The following is a 25,239-nucleotide window of genomic DNA, read 5'->3' on the forward strand; positions in this document are numbered from 1 at the left end:
TATTTCTATCTCTTTAATTTAATTCCCTAATATCAATTTGAATCACTTACTCAGCACCTTAACCATAGCTTTCTAAAATGAGGAGGAATCATTGTGAACAATAATGCGAATAACAACCTTAACAACTCTAACTTAGCAAAAAGGCAAGCACTCATTAACATTGATTATACAAATGATTTTGTTGCAACAGATGGTGCGTTAACGTGTGGTCAGCCAGGTCAGGATATTGAGCAAGCGATTGTTGACATAACAAAACAATTTATCGCTCAAGGCGATTATGTTGTATTTGCGATTGATTTGCATAAAGAGGGGGACGAATTACACCCAGAAACAAAGCTGTTTCCTCCTCATAACCTTGCTGGCACAAGTGGGCGCCATTTGTATGGTGAATTGCAGGCGGTGTATGATGCAAACCGTAATAACGAGCAGGTATACTGGATGGATAAAACGAGATATAGCGCATTTGCTGGAACGGATTTGGAGCTAAGATTACGCGAACGGAAAATCGAAGTGCTTCATTTAGTTGGTGTATGTAGTGACATTTGTGTGTTGCATACTGCAGTGGATGCTTATAATAAAGGGTTTGAAATTGTGATTCATGAACAAGCAATTGCTAGCTTTGATGCTGAAGGTCATTTGTGGTCTTTACGTCACTTTAAAGGTTCCCTAGGTGCTGAAATCAGATAAGACCTAGTAGGCATAGTCATAAGCAAAAAGGCAACTCATTTCAATAATAATCGCTTTAATCAAGCCGAAAGAAGGAGCAACCAAGATGAAAATTTCTGAAGTAGAACTACCACAGGGCAAGTATAGTGACGACAGCTTGGCACTTCATACCGATCGTTATCAAATAAATATGGCTGAAGGTTATTTTAGAGACGGCATTCATGAGCGCAAGGCGATCTTTGAAGTTTATTTCCGTAAATTACCGTTTCAAAATGGATATGCGATTTTTGCTGGATTAGAGCGAGTAATTCGTTATCTGCATGATTTTAAATTTACCGAAAGTGATCTTGCTTATCTAAAAGAAGAAGGGTATCAACAAGATTATTTGGATTATTTGAAGCAACTTCGTTTTACAGGCAATGTGTACAGCTTACGTGAAGGTGAGCTTGTATTCGCAAATGTTCCAATTTTACGTGTGGAAGCTCCGCTAGCTGAGGCACAATTAATTGAAACTGCCGTTTTAAATATTATTAATTATCAGACCTTGATCGCTACCAAAGCAGCTAGAATTAAGCAAGTGATTGGTGACGGAGTCAGCATGGAGTTTGGTACGAGACGTGCGCAGGAAATGGACGCGGCAATCTGGGGAACACGCGCTGCCTTTATCGGAGGTTTTGATGCAACCTCAAATGTGAGAGCAGGTAAGTTATTTGACATTCCAGTGGCTGGGACTCATGCACATTCCTTTGTGCAAGCTTATCAGGATGAATATTTGGCATTCAGCAAATACGCAGAGTACCATCAGGATTGTGTTTTCCTCGTCGATACGTATGATACGCTAAAATCAGGTGTACCTAATGCCATTAAAGTGGCACAAGAGTTTGGCGACAAAATTAACTTCCGTGGAATTCGCCTAGACAGTGGAGACCTTGCGTATTTATCAAAGGAAGCGCGTAAAATGCTAGATGCCGCAGGATTTAAGGAAGCAAAAATTTATGCTTCTAATGATTTAGATGAATATACAATTATGAACCTCAAGGCACAAGGCGCTAAAATTGATGTATGGGGCGTAGGAACAAAGCTAATTACTGCCTATGATCAACCAGCACTTGGTGCGGTGTATAAGCTGATCTCGATTGAAAATGAATATGGAGCAATGGTAGATACAATAAAAATTAGTGCAAATCCAGAAAAAATCTCGACACCAGGTAATAAAAAGGTATATCGTATTATTAACCGAAATAATGGAAAGTCTGAAGGCGACTATATAGCACTTGCTAATGAAAACCCACAAGCAGAACAGAAGCTGAAAATGTTCCATCCTGTGCATACGTATATCGCTAAATTTGTGACTGATTTTGAGGCTGTGGAGCTACAGGTGCCCGTATTTTTGGAAGGGAAGCTTGTATATAAACTGCCTGAACTCACAGAAATTCAGAGCTTTGCGAGTGGAAATTTAGAGGTATTATGGGATGAATATAAACGAATGCTGAACCCTGCCGAATATCCTGTTAACCTTAGTCAGCAATGCTGGAATAACAAGATGAAGCTGATTGAAGCAGTACGTGAGAAGGTAGATGCAAGCTTACAAGCTTAGTTGATTCAAGGGCATAGGAGAGGTGTAAGTAAACATGGCAAAGATCGGGATATATGGCTCATCCTTTGATCCAATTACGAACGTTCATTTATGGACAGCTAGTACAATCGCACATCGCTGTAAGCTTGATCAAGTTATTTTTTTACCTTGCTCTAGTAAAAGAACAGATAAAACGTTAACGATCTCAGATGAGCACCGTTGGAAAATGATTGAGCTTGCCATTTATGGAAATGATAAATTTGTGGCAGACCGTTATGAAATGGAGCAACCCGCTTGGGAAATTGCAACGTATTTGACGTTGGAGCATTTTAAGCAACGATACCCTAATGATGAAATTTATTTTATTATGGGTGCGGATTTGCTACTGGATATCGGTGAAGGTAAATGGAAAAAGTCCGAAGAGCTGATTCAAGAAAATAAGTTTATTGTAATGGCAAGGGAAGGCATTAATATGCTAGCTGCAATTAGCAAATCTCCAATTTTACGAAATGCAGACGATGGACATACGTTCCATCTTATTGATAAAGGGTTAGCGATGGAAATTAGCTCAACGTATATCCGAGAGGAATTCCGTCGTGGTGGTGAACCTAGATATTTAATGCCTGAGTCATGTTATCAATATATTATTCAGCACCAGCTTTATTTAGCTTAAAATATATATAAAGGATGGATGGAGCATGAGCCTACAAGAGGAAATTATTCGTAGTTTAAATGTAAAGCCAGTCATTGATGTCGATTCTGAGCTTAAAGCACGTATTACTTTTTTGCAGGAGTATGTAAAGTCAGCAGGGGCAAAGGGTTTAGTGTTAGGCATCAGTGGTGGACAAGATTCTACGTTAGCAGGTAGATTGTCACAGCTTGCCGTTGAAGGCTTGCGGGCTGAAGGTTACGAAGCTACCTTTTATGCAGTACGCTTGCCACATGGTACGCAACATGATGAGGATGATGCACAAGCTGCATTAGCATTTATTAAGCCAGATGAATCGTTGGTGTTTAATATTGGAGCGAGTGTGACTGCATTTACGGGTACTTATAATGATAGCAACTCTGAACCATTATCTGATTATCATAAAGGAAATGTAAAAGCAAGAATGCGGATGATTGCCCAATATGCGATTGCAGGAGAGCGTGGAAGCTTAGTGGTAGGTACAGATCATGCTGCTGAAGCAATTACAGGCTTTTTCACTAAATATGGTGATGGCGGGGCAGATGTATTACCATTGACAGGTTTAACAAAAGGCCAAGGACGTGAGCTGTTAAAGGCTTTAGGGGCAGAGGAGCGTTTATATCTAAAAGTACCTACTGCTGATTTACTTGACAATAAGCCACAGCAAGCCGATGAAACAGAGCTTGGATTATCATATGAAATTTTGGATCAATATTTAACAGGGCAACCGGTTGCAGATGAGGCAAAAGCTAATATTGAACGCCGTTACCTTGTGACTACGCATAAACGTGAGCTTCCAGCAACACCATTTGATGCTTGGTGGAAAAAATAACATAATTTTATAAGACAAAGGATTAGGGTTGTGGCAAAAAGACGCTACAGCCCTATTTGTTTTTGTAGCAAAAACAAGCTACGATTTATATTATTTCAAGGGGGAAGATTATGCATCCCAAAATACAAGCCTATATCGCTAACGTGGAAGCTCTTTTTGGTTTAGATGAATATCGTTTTGATTCTTATTCTTTTTATAGAGAAATTACCACTAAACAGGAAACAAGTTATTTACTTAACCTGATATGGTTCCCTCGTTCTGTGGCGGATATCAATATAGACGAGGGTAACCCTCCTGGTACTTGTGTTGTAGAGTTGAATTTTGAAACAGGTGCATTAAAGTCTATTATTTTTGTCGGTGGGGTTTCCTATGCGCGTGGTCCCTACATTGATGTGGAAGCTTTAAGAAGAAATGATATGCAACACATCGTTCAATTTATAGATGAAATAGGTAAGCCAACACAAGCTCATCCACAAGCTCAACCTCATCAACAACAACGGACAACACTTTATAAAATTAAACATTTATCATCAGACTCGATTCTTTTACAGTATTGTATAAATGAGATCGATATTTTAGGAGTGTCCATTCAGATTAAATGGGATCAAAGCTGTAAATTAGTAATGTTTAGCTGTTATGGAAATATCCCTGCCCAAGAAGAAATAGGGGTCGAGGATTTTACACTTACCTTATCAAAGATCCAGCAGCTTATTGCGGAGCAGGTAAAGCTTGTTTCTTTGCCTGTAGAACAAGCACAGCACGATTGTCGTCAAGTATATGGGATCGAGGAAATCTGGATTCGCAATTACAATAATGGGGCTGTTACCTATCCCTTCTTATTTGTAAATGAAACAACAGAGCGGTTACAGCTTAACTTACCTTTAACTTGGACAGAGGAGCAGATTAAGCCACAGCCTTCAACCTCTCCACTTTCCATTGAGGATGAAGTCACAATAGAACAAGCACTTAATAATGAAAAGCATCCTGATCTACAACCAATTACCATGGAAGAAGAGAAAAAGTGTATTGTTGAGATCACAGCATTATGCTCCACTTTATACCCTAAACAATCTGGTTTATGGCATTTAAGCTCATTAAGACGTAAAAACAACTATATAGAAGGTATCGTATTAAAAGAGCAAAATGGGGATGGGAAAATCGTAGTTCTTCTTGATCGCGTGACTTTAAAGGTTATAAATTATATTGATCGTACTAAGTGGATGGGCTTGCTGGAGTTACCTCAGACAAATCGAATAGGTACACAAGAAGTAACACCAGAAGTGTCACAAGGCTCTAATTTGAAATACAACCTAATGGAAGCTTTATCGTTGTTATATCCATATTTAACACTAACCCCCACTTACGTATGGAATCAACAAGAAAAGAAGTATGTTTTATGTGCAAAACTAGATTGTGAACATTGTGTGGATGCCGATTCAGGTGACATTATAAGCTTAAAAAGTATTTAAATAATTATAAAGTAATGAATTAAAATATTGAAAATATGACATGAGACACATCTAAATGGTGTGTCTTTTTTATTGTTTTCTCAGCGCTCATTTCCTTCGTTTCCTACTCTCCCTAAAGTCTTATTTCCCGCATGATCATTGCATAAAGTGACATTATTCGATATAATTCGACATCGATCGCATTATGCGTATTTGTGGTTAAAATAGACCTAAAATGTGGATACACAATTTAGAAGGGGGGCATACTGAATTTTGAATAGACGTAGTTCTTTGATATATGAATTCAATTTTTGTCCGGTCGTAGTACAAAAGTTGGACCCAATTCTAATTGAAAGCGTTATATATCTCTCATACAATAAGGTCAAGGAGGGGATGAAACGAAGCTCAGGGATGCAGCATGATTGGACAGGAAGGAGGGACGGCACATGGATAAGGAGATCGAATCCATTCTTCGTATTTTGTTGAACAGCACTGTTGTGACAACAAAAGGGTTGCAAGATGAAACTCATTCTACGAAGAGGCAAGTTGCTTACAGACTGGGAAAAATCAACGCTTTATTACAGGCGTATAAGGTGCCTCTAATATCCCTAGGTTCTCAAAAGGACACCATTATTCCTAAGCAGACAAAGGACGCAATCAAAGATATCCTTGAACAAAAGTATTCTAAAAATACGTATTATTTGAGCAAAGCGGAACGAATTCAATACATGTATTTGATGCTTTTTATTAACATGGATGATGTTTCACTTAATCATTTCATTGATTCTTTGAAGGTTAGCCGTTCCACAGTAAACCTTGACTTCAAAGACCTCGTTCAAATTCTTGAGCGAAAAGGAGTCGTCATCAAAAATAACCGTATTCATGGTTACTACTTGGTTGGCTCGGAAATGGAGATCAGACGTGTACTGATTCAAAAAATTATTGATGGTCTTGCTGCAGAAGAAAATTCGAGAGTATTCGACATTTTTATTGAAGAATACAAATTGGATAGCTTTGAGGAATCAAAGAATATCATCTTGAATCTCATCAAAAAGCATGAAATTACTTTTGTCGAGGACCGCTTAGTAGAGTTTATCTATATTTTCATTTTTATGAAGGCACGAATGCTTTCTAAAAATAACGGAGCAGTAGCGTGTATAGATATACCAAGTGTTGCGGTCATGCCTTCGATGAAAGAGTACAAGTTCGCAGAAGAGTTGTTGGCAGTATATGACGATAACAACGATTGGATAAAACCCCATGATGTGATGTATATCAGTGCATGGATTCTAGGTATCTCTGTTGGAGACAATGAAGAGGATACGATGGATCGCGAGGTTATATCAGAAATTGTACTTAAAATGATGAGTAAATTTGAATATTTGAGTGGTGTTTATTTCATCAACCAAGAAAAAATATTTAAGCAGCTTTATTCTCATTTCAGACCAGCTTACTACAGACTATTATTTAAGCTTCCTATTTACAATCCGCTTCGTGACAAGGTGAAGGAAGAATACCGGATGGTATATCGCATTGTAAATAACGCGACTAAAGATTTCGTCAGTTTGTTTGGCGAAGAAATTCAAGAGGAAGAATTAGCTTATCTGACCATGCATTTTGCTTCTGTTTTTTCTAACAAAAAGGAATTTGATCTTTTGCAGAAAAAGAAGGCATTAATTGTATGTTCTAATGGCGTTGGTAGCTCGGCAATCCTTTATGCAGAACTTATAAATTTATTTCCAGAACTGCATATTTTGCCACCACTTGAGTTTTCGGAGCTAGAAAATTTTGCGGATTCGGTGGATGTCGTATTTACAACGAATTACAAAGCGGAAAGTTTAAAAATAGATGTTCCAATAGTTAAAGTCAGTCCTGTAATGACTCCAAAAGAGAAGTACAAAATTACCCGGGAAGTATATATTTTGCTTGGTGATCTATTCTTTAGACAGCCCAAAATTGATGAAGTGATGACCATTATAAAAAGACATGCCAGCGTCACTTCAGAAACTATGCTTGCCAATGAACTGTTATCCTATTTTACACAAATAGAGAATTTTAAGGATAAAGGAGTAGAAGATCCCATGCTGAATGATCTCGTCGATGAAAAACTGGTGAAGCTAAAAGTGCCAGCTAAAAACTGGGAGGAAGCAATTAGACTATCCGCTTCTGCGCTAGTTGAGAATGACAAAGTTACGCCGGGATATGTTGATGCGATGGTGGAGTCAGCAAAAGCATCCGGTCCGTACATCGTCATCTCTAAACATGTGGCATTACCACATGCTAGACCCAAGATGGGAACCAAAGAAATTGCTATCGGTGTTGCAACTTTAGAAAATCCGATTGAGTTTGGTCACAGAGAAAACGACCCAGTCAAATACGTATTTACTTTAAGTGCAGTAGATAGTAGCAGTCACTTGCGTGCAATGTCTGAGCTTGCTGAACTGCTAGAGATGGATGAGTTTTACAAAATTTTAGATAACGCAACTGACGCTAGTGAAATCGTTGATTTCATTAAGGCGCAGGAATTATAAGGAGGAAAATATTATGTATAAAGTTTTAGTTGCTTGTAGAGCTGGGGTAGGTTCAAGTTTGATGTTGAAAATCAAAACACAACAGGTTATTAAGGAAAATAATTTTCCAATCGAAGTAGAGCATGGATCATTAGATGCATTAAACGGCTTTAATGGTGATGCTGTTGTAACACTAATCGATGTAGCAGAAGAGCTTGGTAAAAAAGGTCTTAAAATCGATATTATCGGAATTAACAATATTATCGATCGCAACGAGATTAAAGCAGCAATGGAAAAATTCCTTGCTTCGAAGGGAAATTAGTAACTTAACATAAATTATGCAAGGGGGATTGTTTGTGAATTTCATAATTAGTTTACTTAGTACACCTGCGGTATTATTGGGTGTCGTAGCCTTTATCGGTCTAGTGCTACAAAAGAAATCCGCAACAGAAGTGTTCACCGGGGCTTCCAAAACACTTATCGGGTTCTTGATTTTTGGTATCGGTGCCAGTGCAATGACTGGTGCTTTGCAAAACTTCAATAAATTGTTCCAATATGGCTTTGGAATTACAGGGGTTATCGCTTCACCAGAAGCAGCGACAGCACTTGCACAAAGCACATATGGCTTTGAAGTTTCGCTTACTTTGATTCTTGGTTTCGTATTAAACTTAGTGTTTGCTCGCATTACCAAGTTTAAAAACATCTTCTTTACAACAGGTCACAGTCTTTTCTTCTCATGCGTATTAGTATTAATCATGAGTGCGCATGGCTTTGACCGTACTACAACGATTCTTGTAAGTGGTACATTACTTGGATTCTTGTCCGCTGCGCTTCCACAATTCTGTCAACCATTTATGCGTAAAATGACAGGTGGAGACGAGCAAGCAATTGGTCACTTTAACATGCTTGGTTACGGTTTGTCTGGTTATATCGGTAAAATCTTCAGTAAATATGAAGATCAAACTACTGAATCCATCAAATTCCCGAAATGGCTTTCCATCTTCAGAGACTTCTTGATGGGCCTTGCAATTGTTATGTTGATCTTGTTCTACACTGCTACATTAAAAGCAGGTCAAGCGTTTACACAAGAGCTTGCTGGTACACAACACTGGTTAGTATTCCCGCTTGTACAAGCATTTACATTTGTTGCTGGTATGTCCGTATTGATGACTGGTGTACGTATGTTCTTGGCTGAAATTACAGCTGCATTCGTAGTTATTTCTGAGAAATATATCCCAGGTTCTCGTCCAGCATTAGACGTTCCAACTGTATTCCCTTATGCTCCTAACGCAGTAATCGTGGGCTTCATTTCTGCTTACGCTGCTGGTTTGCTAGCGATCGTAGTTATGGCTTCCTTCCCTAGCGTGTTCCCTGTAGTTATTATCCCAGCTGCACATATCTGTTTCTTCTCAGGTGGTACAGCAGCGGTATTCGGTAACTCCACAGGTGGCTGGAGAGGTGCAGTAGCTGGTTCCTTCGTAGTTGGTTTATTGCTTGCATTCTTACCAACTATTTTGTATCCAGTATACGGAACATTAGGTATCGAAGGTGCAACGTTCCCGAACATCGACTATAACGTATTCGGTACAATCTTGCATAGCATCCTACAATTCATTAAACCGTTGTAATTAAAGCGAAACTATATCTTTAATAACAAAATCTTTCGTCCCCTGTAAGTCTCTTTGACTCACAGGGGATTCCATTACGTATCCATTATTGTCTCTAGCTTAGAACACAGATGATGACAAAAAAAGACTACTTGGAGGCTCCTATGGCTGATCAAACTTTACCTAACTTTTTGAATATTTTAGAAGATGAAATTAAGGCTTATATTAGCTCTATTGATGAAGCGCCAATTAAGCAAGCACGTGATCTTATTCTCGAAGCTGAAAAAAATCACAATCGAGTTCATGTAACAGGAATCGGTAAACCGGGACATGTTGCTGGTTATATTGCTTCACTTTTATCATCAACAGGAACACCAACCTATGAGCTCCATGGAACAGAAGCAGTACATGGTTCAGCAGGCCAAGTTCTTCCAGGCGATGTTGTAATTGCGATTTCGAACAGTGGAGAAACTGAGGAATTAAAAGCAACGGTTGAGACTTTGAAAAATAACGGAGCTAAAATTATTTCCGTAACAGGCAATAAAAACTCTTGGTTAGCTAACAAGGGAGACGTCTTCCTTCATGCTGGCGTTAAATTGGAAGGCGATACATTAAACAAACCGCCACGTGCGTCCATCGTAGCTGAAATTATCGCTTTACAAAGCTTAAGTGTCATGCTTCAAGAGGAAAGAAATTTGACTCCTGAAAAATACGTGAAGTGGCATCCAGGTGGCGCTTTAGGCAAATCAATTACAACAGTTTAAATCGATAAGCTTTAAATCGTTAAATTATAGTAGTAAGACGTAATATTGCATAATGTAAATTGCTAGGAGGATGAAATCGTGGAAGTAAAAGGAATTATCGCCGCAATGGTTACCCCTTTTGATGAAAATCAAAAGATAAATGAAGCAGCAACTAAGCAACTAATTGAAAAGCTAATCAAAGATGGCGTAAGTGGTATCTTTATTCTTGGTACAAATGGGGAATTTCACGTTTTAACTGAAGAAGAAAAGGTATCTTTTGCAAAAATCGTTATTGATACGGTAAATAAAAGAGTACCTGTCTATGTTGGCGCAGGTGGCAACAGCACAAGCGAAGTGATCGCTCTTTCTCAAAAAATGGAGAAACTAGGTGCAGATGCGATATCCATGATCACACCTTATTTTGTCCCTCTTACACAAGCAGAACTAATTGCACATTATAAAGCCGTTGCTTCTTCTGTAAAAACACCAATTATTTTGTACAACATTCCTAAAATGACAGGCAACAATATAGAGATAGAGACAGTTAGAGAGCTTGCAAAGGTGAGCAATATTATCGGCGTTAAGGACAGTAGCGGTAAGCTTGAAAATATTGAAGGCTATATCGAAGCTGCAAAAGGACAAGACTTTGTAGTATTATCTGGTTCTGATTCCTTGATTTTAAAAGCATTAAAAATGGGTGCTACAGGGGCAATTGCCGCAACTGCGAACTTGATCACAGCGCTTGATGTATCTATTTATGAGAACTATGTAAATGGCGACCTAGAGGCTGCTCAAAAAGCACAAGACGATATTGAAGAGCTAAGAGCTGTTTTGAAATTGGGAACAATTCCATCTGTATTAAAAAAATCAGTTGAATTAGCTGGTATTCCAGTAGGTCCTGCGCGTTTCCCAGTTGCTGCTCTAGAGGATGAAGCAGTAAGTAAAATTAAAGACATGCTTAGCTACTACAAGCTATAATATAAAATTTTCATTAGTGGAGGTACCATTATGATTAAACCAGATATAGAAAAAAGAATTATTGAAACAGGGGCAATGGCCATCGTAAGAGTAGAAACCATCGAACGTGGATTTGAAATTGCAGAGGCTTGTCTTGAAGGTGGAGTAGATGTATTAGAAATTAGCTATACACTTCCAAACGCTGGCGAAGTAATTAAAGCGATCAATGATAAGTTTGGAGATAAAATTTTGGTTGGTGCAGGAACTGTTCTTGATAGTGAAACAGCACGTTTAGCTATTTTAGCAGGCGCTAAATTTATTATTGCTCCTACCTTGAGCAGCGAGGTAGCTGTAATGTGTAATCGTTACCGTATCCCTTACGGACCTGGCTGTACAACTGTATCCGAAATGGTTCAAGCATTAGAATTGGGCGCTTCATTTGTAAAAGCATTCCCCATTTCTAACTTCTATGGCCCATCTCTAGTTAACGTTGTAAAAACACCAATGCCTTATATGCCAGTAATGGCTTCTGGTGGTGTAACACTAGACAATTTAGCTGAATGGATTAAAAATGGTGTAGATTCTGTAGGCTTGGGTGGATTGTTAACAAAAGGCTCCAAAGCTGAAATTGCAGAAAACGCTAGAAAAATTACTGAAATCATCAAAGCAACAAGAGCAGCAATGTAATACAACTTTTATTATAGATTAGTATTTAATGAAGACCTTCAATACTTATGCTTTGTAGCATAGGTTGTTGGAGGTTTTTTTATGTGTCAATTTAACGCATTGAGAGACAAAAAATGTTTCACTTGACCTGTGTCGTAAAATAGATAATGTGAGTGTTTTTAGGCTCTATCTAGAAATTAGTACTTATTAACAACTGGAGGCTAGTAGCTACGTTCCAGAGGGTTCTTGCCATTGTTGTTAAAATCATCTTCCTTTTAGTGAAGTTTATTTATGGATGGAAGATGATTTTAAAAGACAATCTTCAGAATCTCTCTGTCTCTTCGCTAGTTTGGGTTGGTTGTCATGCACTAAATTTCAAAATTGATCCCCTCTTTTAAATGAAGGATATTTTATTGAAGGTTAAACAACTGAAAGGACTTTATATATAGTATGAATGTATCAACAATAACGAAGACACAGCAGTTGCTAGCACTAGAGCATGAAGCAGGCGTTACATTAAATGAAATACAGCGGCAGGCAGTGTTACATACCGAAGGTCCAATGTTGTTGCTTGCTACGCCAGGTTCAGGGAAAACAACAACATTAATAATGAAAATTGGCTTCCTTATTGAAGCTTGTCATATTCCTGCTAATCGGATTAAGGCATTAACCTTTAGTAGAGCAGCGGCTACCCATATGCAGGAACGCTTTCAACGATTTTTTCCTACGTTGCCTACAGCAAGCTTCTCCACGATTCATAGCCTAGCTTATGAAATTGTTCGTGATTATTTATACGGACAACGTAAAGCCTACACGCTGATCGAAGGCAGAATGGAAGAAAAGGAAGTTATTAATTCACCTAACAAATTGATGATCCTCAGACAGCTTTATTTTGAGATGACGGAAGAGAATTTAACAGAGGATCAGATGGATGAGCTAACGACCTTCATTAGCTATGTAAAAAATAAAATGCTACCCATGTCACAGTGGGCAACGGTAAAATGCAATGTTCCTCATGCATTTGAGGTGATGAAGGCTTACGAGCATTATAAGCAAGAGCAGCATTCAACTATGTTGCTGGATTATGATGATATGCTGGTAATCGCCTATAAGGCACTAGATGAGAACCCCGTACTTTTGCATAAATATCAATCTAGGTATGATTATGTACTAACAGATGAAAGCCAAGATACATCACTTTTGCAATATGCGATCATAGAGCAGTTGGTGAAGGAGCATCACAATTTATGTGTCGTTGGTGACGATGACCAGTCTATTTATAGCTGGCGAGGGGCTGAGCCTTCTTATTTGTTACAGTTTAAAACGAAATTCCCCGATTGCAACGTTTTATTTATGGAGCAAAATTATCGTTCTACCTCTACGATTGTTCAGGCGGCAAATGTATTTATTAAGCGAAATAGAGAACGTTATGATAAAAGTATGTTTACACATAACGAGGTAGGCGAGCAAATTGTGCTCAAGACATGCCAAGACGCCTATCATCAGCTCAATTATTTAATTGAAGAAATACAGCAATATAGTGCAAATGGAGATTACGCCGAGGTTGCTGTCTTATATCGGAATCATCATAGCTCTATTTTGCTCATGAACCAGTTTGAACGTGCAGGTATTCCTTTTTATGCGAAGGATGGTGACTTTAAATTTTTCTCACATTGGGTTGTAAGTGATATTTTAAATTTAATGCGGATGACATTTACGGATAAGCGGATTGATATTTTTGAACAAATTTATATGAAAATAAATGGTTATATTACGAAGGTTCAAATGAAGCAACTGACGCTACTAAACCAAGGTGAATCTGTGTTTGAGACGTTATTATCAAAAATGGAGTTAAAGGAATACCAACGCAAGCAGCTTGAAGAGGTAAGAGACGTATTAACGCAAATGAAGGATATGCCTCCTGTTCATGCCATCACAGTAATTCGGGAACGGTTAGGGTATGAGAAAGCAATTTTACGAATGAGTGAGCGTCTAGGCTTTAATGCGGAGAACTTAATAGGGATTTTGGACACATTAGCAGAAATAGCTGAACCTCTTAATACGATGGCGGCTTTTGCGAATCGCTTAAAGGAATTAGAGTTGTTAATGAAGCAATCCAGGTTCCATCCCCATGATGGAGCAGTCACATTTTCTACTTTTCATAGTGCAAAGGGCTTGGAGTTTGAACGAGTGTATATGATTGACCTTATTGATGGTGTCATACCCTCAGCACATGATACAGGGAAAAAAGGCAGTGGTATGTCCACGCTTGAAGAGGCGGCTCGTTTATTTTATGTGGGCATGACTAGGGCAAAAGCTCATTTAGAGTTAATTAGTTATACGAAGAAAGATAATCGGAAAGTTGCAGAATCCATATTTATGACGAATGTACGACAATATTGTACCCAGCATGGGGGCGGAGAAATTCGACCAGCTATAGATACACAAGGCTTAATACACCATCGAAATGAGCTGACGGTAGGGGCACAGGTGAACCATCGAGAGTTTGGCATTGGTACACTCATTTCCATCGATCATGATTATATTAAGGTGAAATTTGGGACGGTACAAAAAACATTGTCTTTAGCGCTTTGTCTGGAACTTGGTTTACTTGAAAATGGCTAGGCTTTTCTTCTTTTTTGTCCTTGCTATGCATAACTTGTATAGATGATGAACCGCCATCAAGGGGGCATGGGGATGAGATTTAGAAGAGGTTGGCATAGTCGGAAGAGACGATCTCGTGTAAGCAGACGTAAGCTGTGGCTCATAATTAGTGCTGTTTTTATTTTGTTTATTTTTCAATTTATCGGTTACGTTGAACGTAATATGAAGGAGCCTATTAAGCATTTAGCCAATATTCGTGTGAAGCAAATTGCCACAAAATCAATTAGTGATGCTATTATGGCACAGGTAGCCAACCAAGCAGATATCGCCGACCTAATTGATTGGAAGGAAGATAGTTCTGGCAAAATTAATGGTTTTATGTTGAACTATTCTGCACATATGCGCATTACTTCAGATACGATTAAAACAGTGCGCAAGACGTTAGAGGATGTATCCAAATTATCAGAGCATATCCCGCTTGGGCAAGCATTAGGCAGTCCTTTGATTGCTTCCTTTGGGCCTAATATCCCGATCAAAATTGAGCCGCAAGGGGACGTGAAGGTTGATCTAAACACAAGACGGCAAGATGCTGGGATCAACATGATTTTAGTTGAGGTCTACTTACGGGTAAAAACAGAGTTAGCTGTTGTTGTTCCTTTTGATATGGGGGCAGAGGCAGTTGAAACGGAGATTCCAATTTCTTATTTGCTGGTTGTTGGTGATGTGCCGATGTATTATTATGACAATAAAGGCAATCCAGTCGGGAATAATGGTTCAAATGCGCCGACGATCTCCTTGCCTGGGGCGCAGCCAGAAAAAAGTGGAGAGGGTGGCACTAGCTCAGGCAGTAAGGAAGTTCCTGAAACCAAATCAACTACTCATTAAGCTTTTGCTTTGTAACTTTAATACGAAAAATGGATCAAACTTGAAATTAGTTCTTGACCGCTAACCCAAATTAGCGAAGAGACAGAGCGATTCTGAAGAATGTCTCTTAAAATCAAATTCCATCCATAAATAGACTTTAATAAAAAGAAAAAGGCCGAACTACCTCGTAGTTTCAGCCTTTTTCTTCGTTAAGTTTATTTTCTCTTGCCGTTCCCATTGTTTAAGTAATGGATAAGGGTTAAATGCCCACTCCTGCGAGCCTGTATCCCGATAAATGCCATAATGCAGATGGGGAGCAAACTTCCCTTGCGTTCCTTTTGGGCCATAACCACTACTACCCACCCAACCGATCACTTGTCCTGCTTCAACGATGGTACCAACTTCAATTTTTTTGTTGTAGCCCTGTAAATGTGCGTAATAGTGATAACGATTGTTAAGATCACGTATACCAATTCTCCAGCCTCCATAAGGGTTCCAGCCCTTGGTCTCGATAATACCATTACATACACTTCGAACAGGTGTGCCATGAGGGGCAAAAATGTCAGTCCCTTCATGAATTCGTAAGCCACCCCAGCCCCGACGCGCGCCCCAAGTGTCTCGGTACGTATAAACACTTTTTAAAGGGAGAGGGAATTTACTGTCGGTTAGCTTTAATTGACCATATTGCTTATATATTTTGGCAAACTGATGAATACGTCTGACCGCAGAATCCTTTTGATAATAACGCCATAATGAAATTCGGATATCATCTTCTTTATATCCTGATTTAGATAAATAGGTAGCGACAGTGAATAACACATCTCGGTCACTGTTCGGATCTGCTTTGCCATCTGCATTTGCATCAATTCCAATTCCACCAAACATCGCAATTGTTGTTGGATTCTGATCAGAAGGATTGGGATTTAATGCCCCTTCCCATTGCCGTTCTTGAAAAGAGATCTGCGTTAGGCGATGATTCGATTTATTTATTTTTTTTTGAGGTGTAATCGATCTCTCATATTGATCTAATGCAGCTAACCAATACCAAGGGACATTAGTAAGTAGTGAAATATCTTTATATAAGGTTAAACGCTGCTTATATACGTCATCTTTATTCATCGCTTGGATAGGCAAGTCAGGAGCTTCTGCTCTTGCGCCTCCTATACCTGAAAATAAGTAGACTACAAAGAGAGCAGTTACACAGCAAAGACTAATCCATACCTTGGTAGAAAAACGACGTGTACCTTTAAATTGCAATGACCGCAAACCAAACTCCTCCTTAAACAAGCAATGAGCTTAGTTTGTTTAAAATTTCTAATTTTATTCTGATTCTTAGTCTATGATCGTATTCAAAGACGAGCTATGTTATAATAAATCGTGATTATAATGCTCAGGGGGAGTAAAGCTTGATTCAAATAGGTAATAAAACATATGAATTAATTCAAAATTATCGCGAAGCTTGGAATCCGGAAGCATTTAAACAGAAATATAGTGAGGTTCTTGACCGATATGATTACATTATCGGAGACTGGGGTTATGAAAAGCTAAGACTTAAAGGTTTTTTACGTGATACCCATCCCAAAGCGAATCGAGACACAGCATTTTCCGGAATCACAGATTACATTAACGAATATTGCAATTTTGGTTGTGCCTATTTTGTGTTACAAAGAGTGAAAGAAAATAATACGACAGCTCCAGTTGAAAATACAGAGGCTTAAGCTTAAAAGTTAAGCATCTTAACCTTTAACATCATAAAATAGACACGAAAACCCGAGTGATCATTACAAATTCTTAGAATTTGTTGATCACTCGGGTTATTTTATTGTTGAGCTATGACTAGGGTGTGTCTAAAAAGTCAGCAGGGAGTAGATATTGGCGAATTTTTGATTCATACAAGGCACTTTTTCGCAGGCTTACCGAGGTAAGTCAAGGAAAAGTAACGCAGTAGGAGGTGAAAAGGCAGTAATAGATGACCTTGAGTAAGTTTTCAGACACGCCCTAATAAGCTAACTTTAGTGTGTCTTGATGATAACTCCAGCTTAATCCTGGAAATTGGCGTTGAAACTCATGTAGCTCGATAAACGCTTCATCCTGTATTAATTTCACATTTCCTGAAGATTTTGTAAATACCTTTGATTTTCCGTTTTTATCCTTTATAATGAGTCTTTGCGTCTGATTATTCCAGCTTATATCACCTCGAATTAGGGAGGACAACACACGAGCTTGGGTATATGTTTTTGTTTTAGTTGGATTTTGGATTACATCCAGCTCACCAGCAAATTGGCTACCATTAATGGCAATGCCATAAACACTTCCACTCAGCTCCAATTTTCTAACGCCAGCCTTATACATTCCACTTATTAATTGCGCTGTAGCATTATTATCGATGACAATATCTGGACGTAGTCCGATATGATTAAAATCGACTTTATTTGGTGTTAAGTAACGCTGAACGGTTAGCTTTAATGCGCTACCATTAGATAATGAGAATATGTTTTGAATACGAGCTTTCCCATACGTCTGCGAACCTAGAGTAACCGCTACACCATTATCATGCAAGGCACCGGCTAAAATCTCGGAAGCACTTGCCGTTTGCTCATTCACTAATACAACAACGGGCATTCCTATATTAGTACCGCCGCTAATTTTAACAGGGGATAACTCATTACTTTGGTCAGACGTATACATTAAAATTCCGTTTTTAATAAATTGTTTAGCAATGTTGTTTGCTGCATCTACATAACCACCTAAGTTGTTCCTTAAATCAAGGACAAGTGAAGTCATGCCTTCCTTTTTCAGCGCTTGTAATTTCTGATTAAATTGCTCATCAGCTTGCTCAGAGAAGGAAGCGATAGAGATGTATCCTACCTTTGTAGAAGGCAACATTTGTCCTCTAACAGATGGAAGTGAAAACGAAGCTCTATTTATCGTGAACGTCATTGTTTTGCCCTGACGTAAGATCGTTAAAACAACAGAACTGTTTTCTTTCCCTTGAATAAGGATCGTATCTTCCTTGCTAGTTATAGCTTGTCCATCCACCTTGGTAATGATATCTCCCTTTTTAATGCCCGCAATTTTAGCAGGGGAGCCATCAAGAGCATCAGTGACATATAACTTATTATCTCTAAAGCGGAGTGTAACGCCAATGCCTGTGTACGATTGCGAAATTCCATCTTGAAAGGCTTGCAGCTCTTCTTTTGTAAAATAATCGCTATATGGATCTTCTAGTGTATAAACCATTCCTCTTAATGCATTTTCAACAAATTGCTCCCGCTCAACGCCTTGAATATTATAAGTATCTAAATAATCAAGTACCTCTCCAAACAAGGACATTTCTTTATTTCGTTCCTCAGAGCTTGAGGCTTCCACAGTGGTAGCAGTGGTTGTATTTTGTGCAAATACATGGGCTTGCGGCAGAGTGAATAAAGATACACTTATACTAAGTACAATAATGAGTGCATGAGACTTTGCTTTAAACTTTGTAAACAACATGGGTATCTTCCTTTTCTCTCTAAATTGAATCTATGTCTTTGATCATAAATCCCATGAATACATATACATGAATAACATTTAATCTAGAAACGCATTACGTACTCTTGTCCAAAATGGAAATGGACGATAACGAACAAAACTAACCTTTTGCTCAGCAACTTGGCAGCGAACAGAAATAAGATCATTGACAGGAATGCTAAGGTGATCAATGGTCAGCATCAAATTTTGCTCCTTACGAGAGTATATATCACAATGATGGTGTGCAGGTAACAACAATGAAGAGCCCATTGTACGAAAAACACGATTGTTAATCGATGCAATTTCGGAAATTTGTAAGGCTTCAATGGAAGGGTGAACAACGGCGCCTCCTAAACTTTTGTTATAGGCCGTACTACCTGAAGGTGAAGAGACACAAATGCCATCGCCACGAAACATTTCAAACATTTGATCATTTATATCCACTTGTGCCATCAATGTGCCATCTACACTTTTAATTGTAAACTCGTTTAAGCATAAGGTAGATAATGTGCCTGACTTTTTAATAATATCCAGTTGAATAATAGGATAGGATGCGATTCTAGGTTGCTCCCCATTTGCATGGCTCTCCATCAGACTCATCAATTGTGGAATCTCATCGCTTTTCCAATCTGCATAGAAGCCTAAATGCCCTGTATGTACACCAACAAAGGCGGTAGTGGAAAGTCGATCGATAAATGTATGGAAGGCATGGAGCATTGTCCCATCCCCACCAATGGATACGACGATATCAGGGTATTCTGCATCGAGCCTAAGTCCATGCTCAAACGCTAGCTTATGAAAGGTTTGACTAAGATTAACAGATAGCTCATCGCCACGATCAAGTACGTAATATTTCAAGGTTAAAGGCTCCTTATCATTAGTTACAACGATCATAATCAATTCTTTCATAGAAAACAATGTTTCATTGTATGTTTTTTAATGTTGTGATGATTTGCTTCATTTTTTTTTGAAATAATAAACCGGTATTTTTAGTAAAGATTTCAGTAACAAAAGGAATAGCATCATGCCAATCATGTACATGAACCAGCTTAAACTCGTTGTAAATATGGCCCATTTGGATAGGTACTCAGTTGGATTAAGCGCAGGGATACCCAAATTAATAAATGAACTGGATGCCCCCATCGTAAATCGCCATAATAAAGTGACCATTAATGCAGCTAGAGCAGCATGGAGCAGGCGTGCAAGCAGAAAAGGGGTATATCTTAAATCTGTTTCATTTAAAATACTAGCAACTTGAGCATGTACAGATAAGCCTCCCCACGATAATATAAAAGCGGCAACTGCGGCCTGTAGCATTGGTGATACTGCGGTTGTAGCGGCAGCTTTTGCTCCTAATGTGACCTCAAATAACCCCCCAATTAAGGAATCGGCTAAATTAGGTGGTAGCCATATAAGTGCTAATATCCACTCTAAACCATGGGCTAAATAGCTCATAATACCAGACACTGTAAAGACTTCAAGTATAACAGAAAAAAACAAGACCAAACCACCAACTACAGTCATAAGCTGTAAGGAGGAGGTCACAGCCTGCTGAAGTAAAAGGCCAACACTTCTTCCATCTTTAAGTCTTGCCTCGTGCATAGCTAGAAAGGCTTGCTTGAGACTGATTTTACCTGCTACCTCGTTTTGTGTATTGATTTTTTCAGCTTTAGGGGCAGTAAATCTTAAAATTACTCCAAGCAACATGCCACTCCCATAGTGGGCAAGCGCTAAAGTCAATGCTAGCTTAGGGTTACCAAAAAAACCGACCGACACCGCGCCAATTAAAAAGATCGGATCAGAGCTTGTTGTAAAGGAAACAAGACGTTCCCCTTGACTTCGTGTAATGAGGTTGTCCTTACGTAGCTTAGTAGTGAGCTTAGCACTCATGGGATAACCTGAAGCAAAGCCCATTGCAACGATAAAGCCTCCGCTACCAGGAATACGGAATAACGGACGCATCAAAGGGTCAAGTAGCGTACCTAGGAAGTGTACAATACCGAATCCAAGCATCACCTCGGAAATAACAAAAAAAGGAAAAAGGGAGGGGAATAAAACATCCCACCATATCTCAAGTCCTCGAACCCCAGATTTCCATGCAGAGTCTGGATAATAAAACATAAGAATACTTAACATAAATAATAATAAAATGAGCAATATATGTTGAAGATGCTTTAATTTCATTTTAATTCCTCCATCCTAGTCATAGTTAAGCTTATGAGAGAAAGAGGACAAACATCACAAAAAAAACCTAAGAAAGCGATTACAGAAAGGGTGGATTCATTTCAAAATTGTGTTAGAATAAGACTATAGAAGCAATGACTTGGTACCTAGAATTTATGTGAATGGAGTGATAGTATGAGTTATATAGCAGGATTACTCGTATGCGCCTTTGTTTATGTTATTCGCGCCTCTCATATCCATTCTGGTGAAGAGGATTGGAGCAGTTACTAAAATATTTTTGTACAACTATACGTGGAAGCTCCTATTAGGAGCTTTTATTTTTTTTTGATATAATAAGCTTTAAGCAAAAAATCGGTGGTTGTGTATGAAGGGATACCATCATCGATTTAATAAATGAGCTTGGAGTTGGGAAATTTGAAGCAAAGTGACAGCATTTATGATCAGCTTGGTGGTGCAGATACAATTAAACGTCTAGTTGAAGCGTTTTATCCGAAGGTACAAGACCATCCTTTGTTAGGTCCATTGTTTCCTGAGGATATTACCCCTGTGATGGAAAAGCAAGAGATGTTTCTAACTCAATTTTTAGGAGGTCCATCGCTGTATTCTGATGCACATGGTCATCCAATGATGAGAGCAAGACACATGCCATTTCCGATTACACCAGAAAGAGCAGAAGCATGGTTAAGCTGTATGAAAGAAGCTCTGGAACAAATTCAGGTGGAGAAATCACTTAAAGAAATTGTACTAAAACGGCTATCTGGACCCGCATTTCATTTTGTAAATACTCCCTAAGCCGATTGTTGTATTCTTTAGCTCATGACCAATGTTGGGAGGAAGACACAAAGTGGAGCTGGAACCATTATTTCAAATTAAAATTAAATGTGTGTGCTGTGAACATGAATTTATGACGTCTAGAGTACGTCCTAGCTTTAAACGTGCAGCAAGTAGTGATACTGATTTTTGTAGATATTATAATAATGAAAATCCTGATTTTTATGTTGTACGTGTATGCCCGTCTTGTGGATTTGCCTCCACAGAAAATTCGTTAGACCGTTTAAATGATCAGCAACGTGCAAAGTATCAACAAAATATAGGTAGTCGCTATATTAAACGAGATTTTAGTGGGAAAAGAGATTGGGAATCCGCATTAGAAACGTATAAGTTAGCGCTCCTTTGTGCTCAAACGATTGGGGAGAAGGATCGTATTATCGCTAGCCTGCTTCATCATATTGCTTGGCTATATCGTTATAAAAATAATAAGGAGCAGGAGCTTCGATTTTTACAATATGCATTAGAGTCTTACATAAAAGTATATGAATTGGAGGGAATTAGTGGCAGTGACGCTCGTCTGATGTATTTGATTGGAGAACTTAACCGTAGAGTAGGTCGTTATAATGAAGCGGTTCAATGGTTTTCTAGAGTTATTAATGATAAAAAAATCATGGACGCAGCGATGATTCGTGCTTCAAGAGAGCAGTGGGCATTATTACGCGAAGATATGCTGTCAGGTGGACATGAGTTACCTGATGAAATGAAATCATAATCTAGAACCGTTTGCATTTTTGCTCGGATAGCAAAAATGCAAAACGAGAGGCTTTTCATATTCATAGTATTATGTGCTATCTTAATTACGTGTTATCGCCTAACAATTGTATCCGTCATTAAATAATCTTGATCACTGTCTGTGACGAACAATTTGTTACCGCAGCAAGGAAAAACAACGAGCTTCTTTTTGCCCTCATGTGCGGCTTGGATTTCAGAAGGTTTTATTGGAATTAACACCTGCTCTTGTCCACAAAAAGGACAATTAGGAACGTAGACATCCTTCGTAAAGATGTCATAAGGTAATGCGCGATTAAAGGGAATCATGATTGTTTATCCTCATCTGTTGAATCAGTTGGGTCTTGTTGCCCCTCATTTGGCGTTTCTTTGGCAAGCTCAGCAAGCTTTTGAAGTAATATATGTTGAGGCATGTGCATTAAATGTTCAATGGGAACCTTAAGCTTTTCTGAAAGTTTGATTGCAGTTTCGGCAGATATTTTTAATGGTGGCATGGAGCATTGCCCTCCTAATTTAGTTTGAATTTTATTTAAAATGTATATTACCACATTATCATATCCATGTCTGTGGTATTTAGAAAGGATGAATAATATTGTCACATTTAAATGAACCCGTAGCTTTAACTTGGGACCTTGATAGCTTGTTTGAAGGAGGATCAACAGGTCAAGCCTTTCCGCAATTTTTAAACCAATTAGAAAAGGACATTCAAGCATTAAATGAAGTCTTAAAAAATCAAAAAGCACCGACCTCTGTAGAGGAGACCTATGTGCTTGATCCCATAATTGAGCAATTACAAAGTGTATCCGCTCGAATTTTAGAGGCATCTAGTTTTACGGAATGCTTAACTGCACAGGATCAACATGACAAAAAGGCAGTACAGTTATCTGGTAAGGTCACTTCATTGGGTGCCCAAGCCTCTAATATGATGACTTTATTCCACAACCTCTTATTCCTTACCTCTGATGACGTATGGCAGGGCTGGATGGAGCGGGAAGAAGTTAAGCCAATCGCTTTTGTGCTAACTGAAAAGAGAAATGAGGCAAAGGAGAAGTTGTCTCCTGAATTAGAAAGCTTAGCTTCTGATTTAGCTGTATCTGGTTATCATGCTTGGGGTCAACACTATGATACGATCGTAGCTAATATTCATATTCCAAGCAAGGATGAGCAAGGAAATGAAGTTCTACTATCGGTAGGACAAGCGGCGAATAAGCTGGATGATGCCAATCGTGATGTACGTGAAGCTACCTTTGTGCAATGGGAAAAGGCATGGAAGGATACCGCAGACTATAGTGCAGACACTTTAAATGCACTATCTGGGTTCAGACTGAAGTTATATGAAAATCGTGGATGGGATAATGCGCTTAAGGAACCACTTGCGATTAACAGAATGTCAGAGGACACTCTCAACATGATGTGGCAGGTAATTAATAAGCATAAGCCGTTATTTATTAAATATATGGATCGTAAAGCCCAAATGATAGGTGTCGATAAGCTAAGCTGGTGTGATGTAGATGCCCCAGTCGGGAATTCAACAGGACAAACCACCTATGACTACGCGGCTAAAGAAATTGTGAAGCAATTTGCTAAGTTTAGTCCCAAACTAGCTGATTTTGCTACCCACGCATTTAATCAAAAGTGGATTGAAGCCGAAGATCGTAATGGGAAACGTCCAGGAGGATTTTGTACTTCTTTGCCAGTCAGCAAGCAAACTCGTATTTTTATGACCTTTGGGGGGACAGTTTCCAACATGTCCACATTGGCGCATGAGTTAGGACATGCATATCATCAATATTTGATGGATGGACTACCGATGTTTAATCAAGATTATGCGATGAACGTAGCGGAAACGGCTTCTACTTTTGCTGAAATGATCGTATCGGATGCCTTAGTAGAAAATGCACAATCTAAAGAAGAAAAAATCGCTTTACTTGCCGATAAGGTACAACGTAGTATTGCATTTTTTATGAATATCCATGCTCGTTTCTTGTTTGAAACACAGTTTTATGAGTTGCGTAAACAAGGAACAATAGAGGCAGAGGAAATCTCTACATTAATGGAAAAAGCGCAACGTGAAGCCTTCTTAGACTCACTTAGCAGTTATCATCCTTATTTTTGGGCATCTAAGCTACACTTTTATATTACAGGTGTTCCGTTCTATAATTTCCCGTATACGTTTGGTTATATGTTCAGCACAGGCATTTATGCGATTGCGAAACGAGAAGGGACTGCTTTTGCAGCTAAATATGATGCATTGTTGAAGGATACAGGTTGTATGAATGTAGAGGAGCTTGCTTCCAAGCATCTTGGTGTTGATTTAACGCAGCCTGATTTCTGGGAAGATGCGATGAAGCTTGCGATTCAAGATGTCGAGGATTTCTTGGCATTAACTGAGGAGAACTAAAAAACAATTTTTTATAAAATTAGGTCACCCCCTTATAATTTCTAGTTATCTAACCTAGAAAATGTAAGGGGGTGAGTGTTGTTTCTGACCTATTATTATTTACATAGTAATGAATAAATGCTATCGTAGATTTATAGATAAGGGAAATATTGTATTTTAAAGTGAAAAAAATCACTAATTATTTATGTAAATTTTTATTCTTTATATTTACAAATTGTATTGCATCATCAAACTTACATAAAAAACTATTAATGTTATTTTATTTCGCACAATCCTCTTATATTTTGACCAACCTAGAATATAGAATTTGAATTAGATAAGATGATTGTTGATCTATTCTGAAAAGAATCTTAGCACAACAACTTCTTAGATACGAAGATTGCTTATTCATCCTCTTCCAAGCATTTAGCCAAGATTCTTCAG

The 25,239-nt window shown here is 38.5% G+C and carries 23 protein-coding genes; 17 read left to right on the plus strand and 6 right to left on the minus strand.

Translation table 11 applies throughout. The annotated features are described in order from the left end of the window. The first annotated feature begins 93 nt into the window (after positions 1 to 93). From ABE099_RS20160 to yunB, 13 genes are all read left to right on the plus strand, one after another. Complete coding sequence (locus ABE099_RS20160) at positions 94 to 687, plus strand: cysteine hydrolase family protein (protein WP_430033328.1); 594 nt, start codon at positions 94 to 96, stop codon at positions 685 to 687. 85 nt (positions 688 to 772) lie between these two features. Further along, entirely contained in the window at positions 773 to 2,263 is a 1,491-nt protein-coding gene (locus ABE099_RS20165) for a nicotinate phosphoribosyltransferase (protein ID WP_430033330.1), read from the plus strand. 34 nt (positions 2,264 to 2,297) lie between these two features. After that, positions 2,298 to 2,915: a nicotinate (nicotinamide) nucleotide adenylyltransferase gene (nadD, locus tag ABE099_RS20170; protein ID WP_430033332.1), complete on the plus strand. Its 618-nt coding sequence runs from the start codon at positions 2,298 to 2,300 to the stop codon at positions 2,913 to 2,915. 25 nt (positions 2,916 to 2,940) lie between these two features. Continuing rightward, a complete protein-coding gene (gene nadE / locus ABE099_RS20175) occupies positions 2,941 to 3,762 on the plus strand; it encodes an ammonia-dependent NAD(+) synthetase (RefSeq protein ID WP_430033334.1) in 822 nt (273 codons plus the stop codon). A gap of 110 nt (positions 3,763 to 3,872) precedes the next feature. Further along, positions 3,873 to 5,231 (plus strand): hypothetical protein, encoded by a 1,359-nt coding sequence (locus ABE099_RS20180; protein WP_430033336.1) that lies wholly within the window; start codon positions 3,873 to 3,875, stop codon positions 5,229 to 5,231. 425 nt (positions 5,232 to 5,656) lie between these two features. Then, a complete protein-coding gene (locus ABE099_RS20185) occupies positions 5,657 to 7,741 on the plus strand; it encodes a BglG family transcription antiterminator (protein WP_430033338.1) in 2,085 nt (694 codons plus the stop codon). A gap of 13 nt (positions 7,742 to 7,754) precedes the next feature. Continuing rightward, a complete protein-coding gene (locus tag ABE099_RS20190) occupies positions 7,755 to 8,042 on the plus strand; it encodes a PTS sugar transporter subunit IIB (RefSeq protein WP_430033340.1) in 288 nt (95 codons plus the stop codon). 34 nt (positions 8,043 to 8,076) lie between these two features. Then, complete coding sequence (locus ABE099_RS20195; RefSeq protein ID WP_430033342.1) at positions 8,077 to 9,348, plus strand: PTS ascorbate transporter subunit IIC; 1,272 nt, start codon at positions 8,077 to 8,079, stop codon at positions 9,346 to 9,348. A 143-nt stretch (positions 9,349 to 9,491) separates the two neighbouring features. Next, on the plus strand, positions 9,492 to 10,091 hold the full coding sequence (locus ABE099_RS20200; RefSeq protein WP_430033345.1) for an SIS domain-containing protein: 600 nt from the start codon (positions 9,492 to 9,494) through the stop codon (positions 10,089 to 10,091). Between the two features lie 78 nt (positions 10,092 to 10,169). Further along, positions 10,170 to 11,048, plus strand: a complete 879-nt coding sequence (gene dapA, locus ABE099_RS20205; protein ID WP_430033347.1) for a 4-hydroxy-tetrahydrodipicolinate synthase — start codon at positions 10,170 to 10,172, stop codon at positions 11,046 to 11,048. A 30-nt stretch (positions 11,049 to 11,078) separates the two neighbouring features. Next, complete coding sequence (locus ABE099_RS20210; RefSeq protein ID WP_430033349.1) at positions 11,079 to 11,714, plus strand: ketohydroxyglutarate aldolase; 636 nt, start codon at positions 11,079 to 11,081, stop codon at positions 11,712 to 11,714. Between the two features lie 429 nt (positions 11,715 to 12,143). Continuing rightward, positions 12,144 to 14,318 carry an ATP-dependent helicase gene (locus ABE099_RS20215; RefSeq protein ID WP_430033351.1) on the plus strand — a complete coding sequence of 725 codons (2,175 nt, stop codon included), beginning with the start codon at positions 12,144 to 12,146 and terminating at the stop codon, positions 14,316 to 14,318. 72 nt (positions 14,319 to 14,390) lie between these two features. After that, on the plus strand, positions 14,391 to 15,182 hold the full coding sequence (yunB, locus tag ABE099_RS20220; RefSeq protein ID WP_430033353.1) for a sporulation protein YunB: 792 nt from the start codon (positions 14,391 to 14,393) through the stop codon (positions 15,180 to 15,182). Positions 15,183 to 15,341: 159 nt separating this feature from the next. Here yunB and ABE099_RS20225 read toward each other — a convergent pair whose 3' ends face one another. Next, positions 15,342 to 16,427, minus strand: coding sequence for a M23 family metallopeptidase (locus ABE099_RS20225; protein ID WP_430033355.1), 1,086 nt, complete (start codon positions 16,425 to 16,427; stop codon positions 15,342 to 15,344). Between the two features lie 140 nt (positions 16,428 to 16,567). Between ABE099_RS20225 and ABE099_RS20230 the strand changes: the two genes are divergently transcribed. Beyond that, positions 16,568 to 16,879, plus strand: a complete 312-nt coding sequence (locus tag ABE099_RS20230; RefSeq protein ID WP_430033357.1) for a YutD family protein — start codon at positions 16,568 to 16,570, stop codon at positions 16,877 to 16,879. A 280-nt stretch (positions 16,880 to 17,159) separates the two neighbouring features. On the opposite strand, the gene ABE099_RS20235 is transcribed toward ABE099_RS20230, so the two are convergent. The 3 genes from ABE099_RS20235 to ylbJ all read right to left on the minus strand — a co-directional run bounded on the left by ABE099_RS20235 (position 17,160) and on the right by ylbJ (position 20,855). Beyond that, entirely contained in the window at positions 17,160 to 18,653 is a 1,494-nt protein-coding gene (locus tag ABE099_RS20235; protein ID WP_430033360.1) for a S41 family peptidase, read from the minus strand. 78 nt (positions 18,654 to 18,731) lie between these two features. Next, positions 18,732 to 19,529 (minus strand): NAD kinase, encoded by a 798-nt coding sequence (locus ABE099_RS20240; RefSeq protein ID WP_430033363.1) that lies wholly within the window; start codon positions 19,527 to 19,529, stop codon positions 18,732 to 18,734. 99 nt (positions 19,530 to 19,628) lie between these two features. Next, positions 19,629 to 20,855, minus strand: a complete 1,227-nt coding sequence (gene ylbJ, locus ABE099_RS20245) for a sporulation integral membrane protein YlbJ (protein ID WP_430033366.1) — start codon at positions 20,853 to 20,855, stop codon at positions 19,629 to 19,631. A 393-nt stretch (positions 20,856 to 21,248) separates the two neighbouring features. On the opposite strand from ylbJ, the gene ABE099_RS20250 reads away from it, so the two are divergent. Beyond that, complete coding sequence (locus tag ABE099_RS20250) at positions 21,249 to 21,647, plus strand: globin (RefSeq protein WP_430033369.1); 399 nt, start codon at positions 21,249 to 21,251, stop codon at positions 21,645 to 21,647. Between the two features lie 52 nt (positions 21,648 to 21,699). After that, positions 21,700 to 22,398: a DUF2225 domain-containing protein gene (locus ABE099_RS20255; protein WP_430033372.1), complete on the plus strand. Its 699-nt coding sequence runs from the start codon at positions 21,700 to 21,702 to the stop codon at positions 22,396 to 22,398. Between the two features lie 92 nt (positions 22,399 to 22,490). Here ABE099_RS20255 and ABE099_RS20260 read toward each other — a convergent pair whose 3' ends face one another. Both ABE099_RS20260 and ABE099_RS20265 read right to left on the minus strand, forming a co-directional pair. Further along, entirely contained in the window at positions 22,491 to 22,724 is a 234-nt protein-coding gene (locus ABE099_RS20260; RefSeq protein WP_430033375.1) for a hypothetical protein, read from the minus strand. Further along, positions 22,721 to 22,909, minus strand: coding sequence for a YycC family protein (locus ABE099_RS20265; RefSeq protein WP_430033378.1), 189 nt, complete (start codon positions 22,907 to 22,909; stop codon positions 22,721 to 22,723). Before ABE099_RS20265 ends, ABE099_RS20260 begins: the two co-directional genes overlap by 4 nt. A 98-nt stretch (positions 22,910 to 23,007) precedes the next feature. On the opposite strand from ABE099_RS20265, the gene ABE099_RS20270 reads away from it, so the two are divergent. After that, positions 23,008 to 24,816, plus strand: coding sequence for a M3 family oligoendopeptidase (locus tag ABE099_RS20270; RefSeq protein WP_430033381.1), 1,809 nt, complete (start codon positions 23,008 to 23,010; stop codon positions 24,814 to 24,816). The last annotated feature ends 423 nt before the right edge of the window (positions 24,817 to 25,239 follow it).

Source organism: Paenibacillus turicensis (genome assembly GCF_050461185.1).
Classification (GTDB): domain Bacteria; phylum Bacillota; class Bacilli; order Paenibacillales; family Paenibacillaceae; genus Fontibacillus; species Fontibacillus turicensis_A.

Coding starts and splice junctions, on each gene's coding strand:
- nadD (WP_430033332.1), top strand. CDS start 2,298: ATGGCAAAGATCGGGATATATGGCTCATCCTTTGATCCAATTACGAAC.
- ABE099_RS20165 (WP_430033330.1), top strand. CDS start 773: ATGAAAATTTCTGAAGTAGAACTACCACAGGGCAAGTATAGTGACGAC.
- ABE099_RS20185 (WP_430033338.1), top strand. CDS start 5,657: ATGGATAAGGAGATCGAATCCATTCTTCGTATTTTGTTGAACAGCACT.
- ABE099_RS20210 (WP_430033349.1), top strand. CDS start 11,079: ATGATTAAACCAGATATAGAAAAAAGAATTATTGAAACAGGGGCAATG.
- ABE099_RS20180 (WP_430033336.1), top strand. CDS start 3,873: ATGCATCCCAAAATACAAGCCTATATCGCTAACGTGGAAGCTCTTTTT.
- ABE099_RS20235 (WP_430033360.1), bottom strand. CDS start 18,653: ATGTTGTTTACAAAGTTTAAAGCAAAGTCTCATGCACTCATTATTGTA.
- ABE099_RS20190 (WP_430033340.1), top strand. CDS start 7,755: ATGTATAAAGTTTTAGTTGCTTGTAGAGCTGGGGTAGGTTCAAGTTTG.
- ABE099_RS20215 (WP_430033351.1), top strand. CDS start 12,144: ATGAATGTATCAACAATAACGAAGACACAGCAGTTGCTAGCACTAGAG.
- yunB (WP_430033353.1), top strand. CDS start 14,391: ATGAGATTTAGAAGAGGTTGGCATAGTCGGAAGAGACGATCTCGTGTA.
- ABE099_RS20250 (WP_430033369.1), top strand. CDS start 21,249: ATGAGCTTGGAGTTGGGAAATTTGAAGCAAAGTGACAGCATTTATGAT.
- ABE099_RS20260 (WP_430033375.1), bottom strand. CDS start 22,724: ATGATTCCCTTTAATCGCGCATTACCTTATGACATCTTTACGAAGGAT.
- nadE (WP_430033334.1), top strand. CDS start 2,941: ATGAGCCTACAAGAGGAAATTATTCGTAGTTTAAATGTAAAGCCAGTC.
- ylbJ (WP_430033366.1), bottom strand. CDS start 20,855: ATGAAATTAAAGCATCTTCAACATATATTGCTCATTTTATTATTATTT.
- ABE099_RS20265 (WP_430033378.1), bottom strand. CDS start 22,909: ATGCCACCATTAAAAATATCTGCCGAAACTGCAATCAAACTTTCAGAA.
- ABE099_RS20200 (WP_430033345.1), top strand. CDS start 9,492: ATGGCTGATCAAACTTTACCTAACTTTTTGAATATTTTAGAAGATGAA.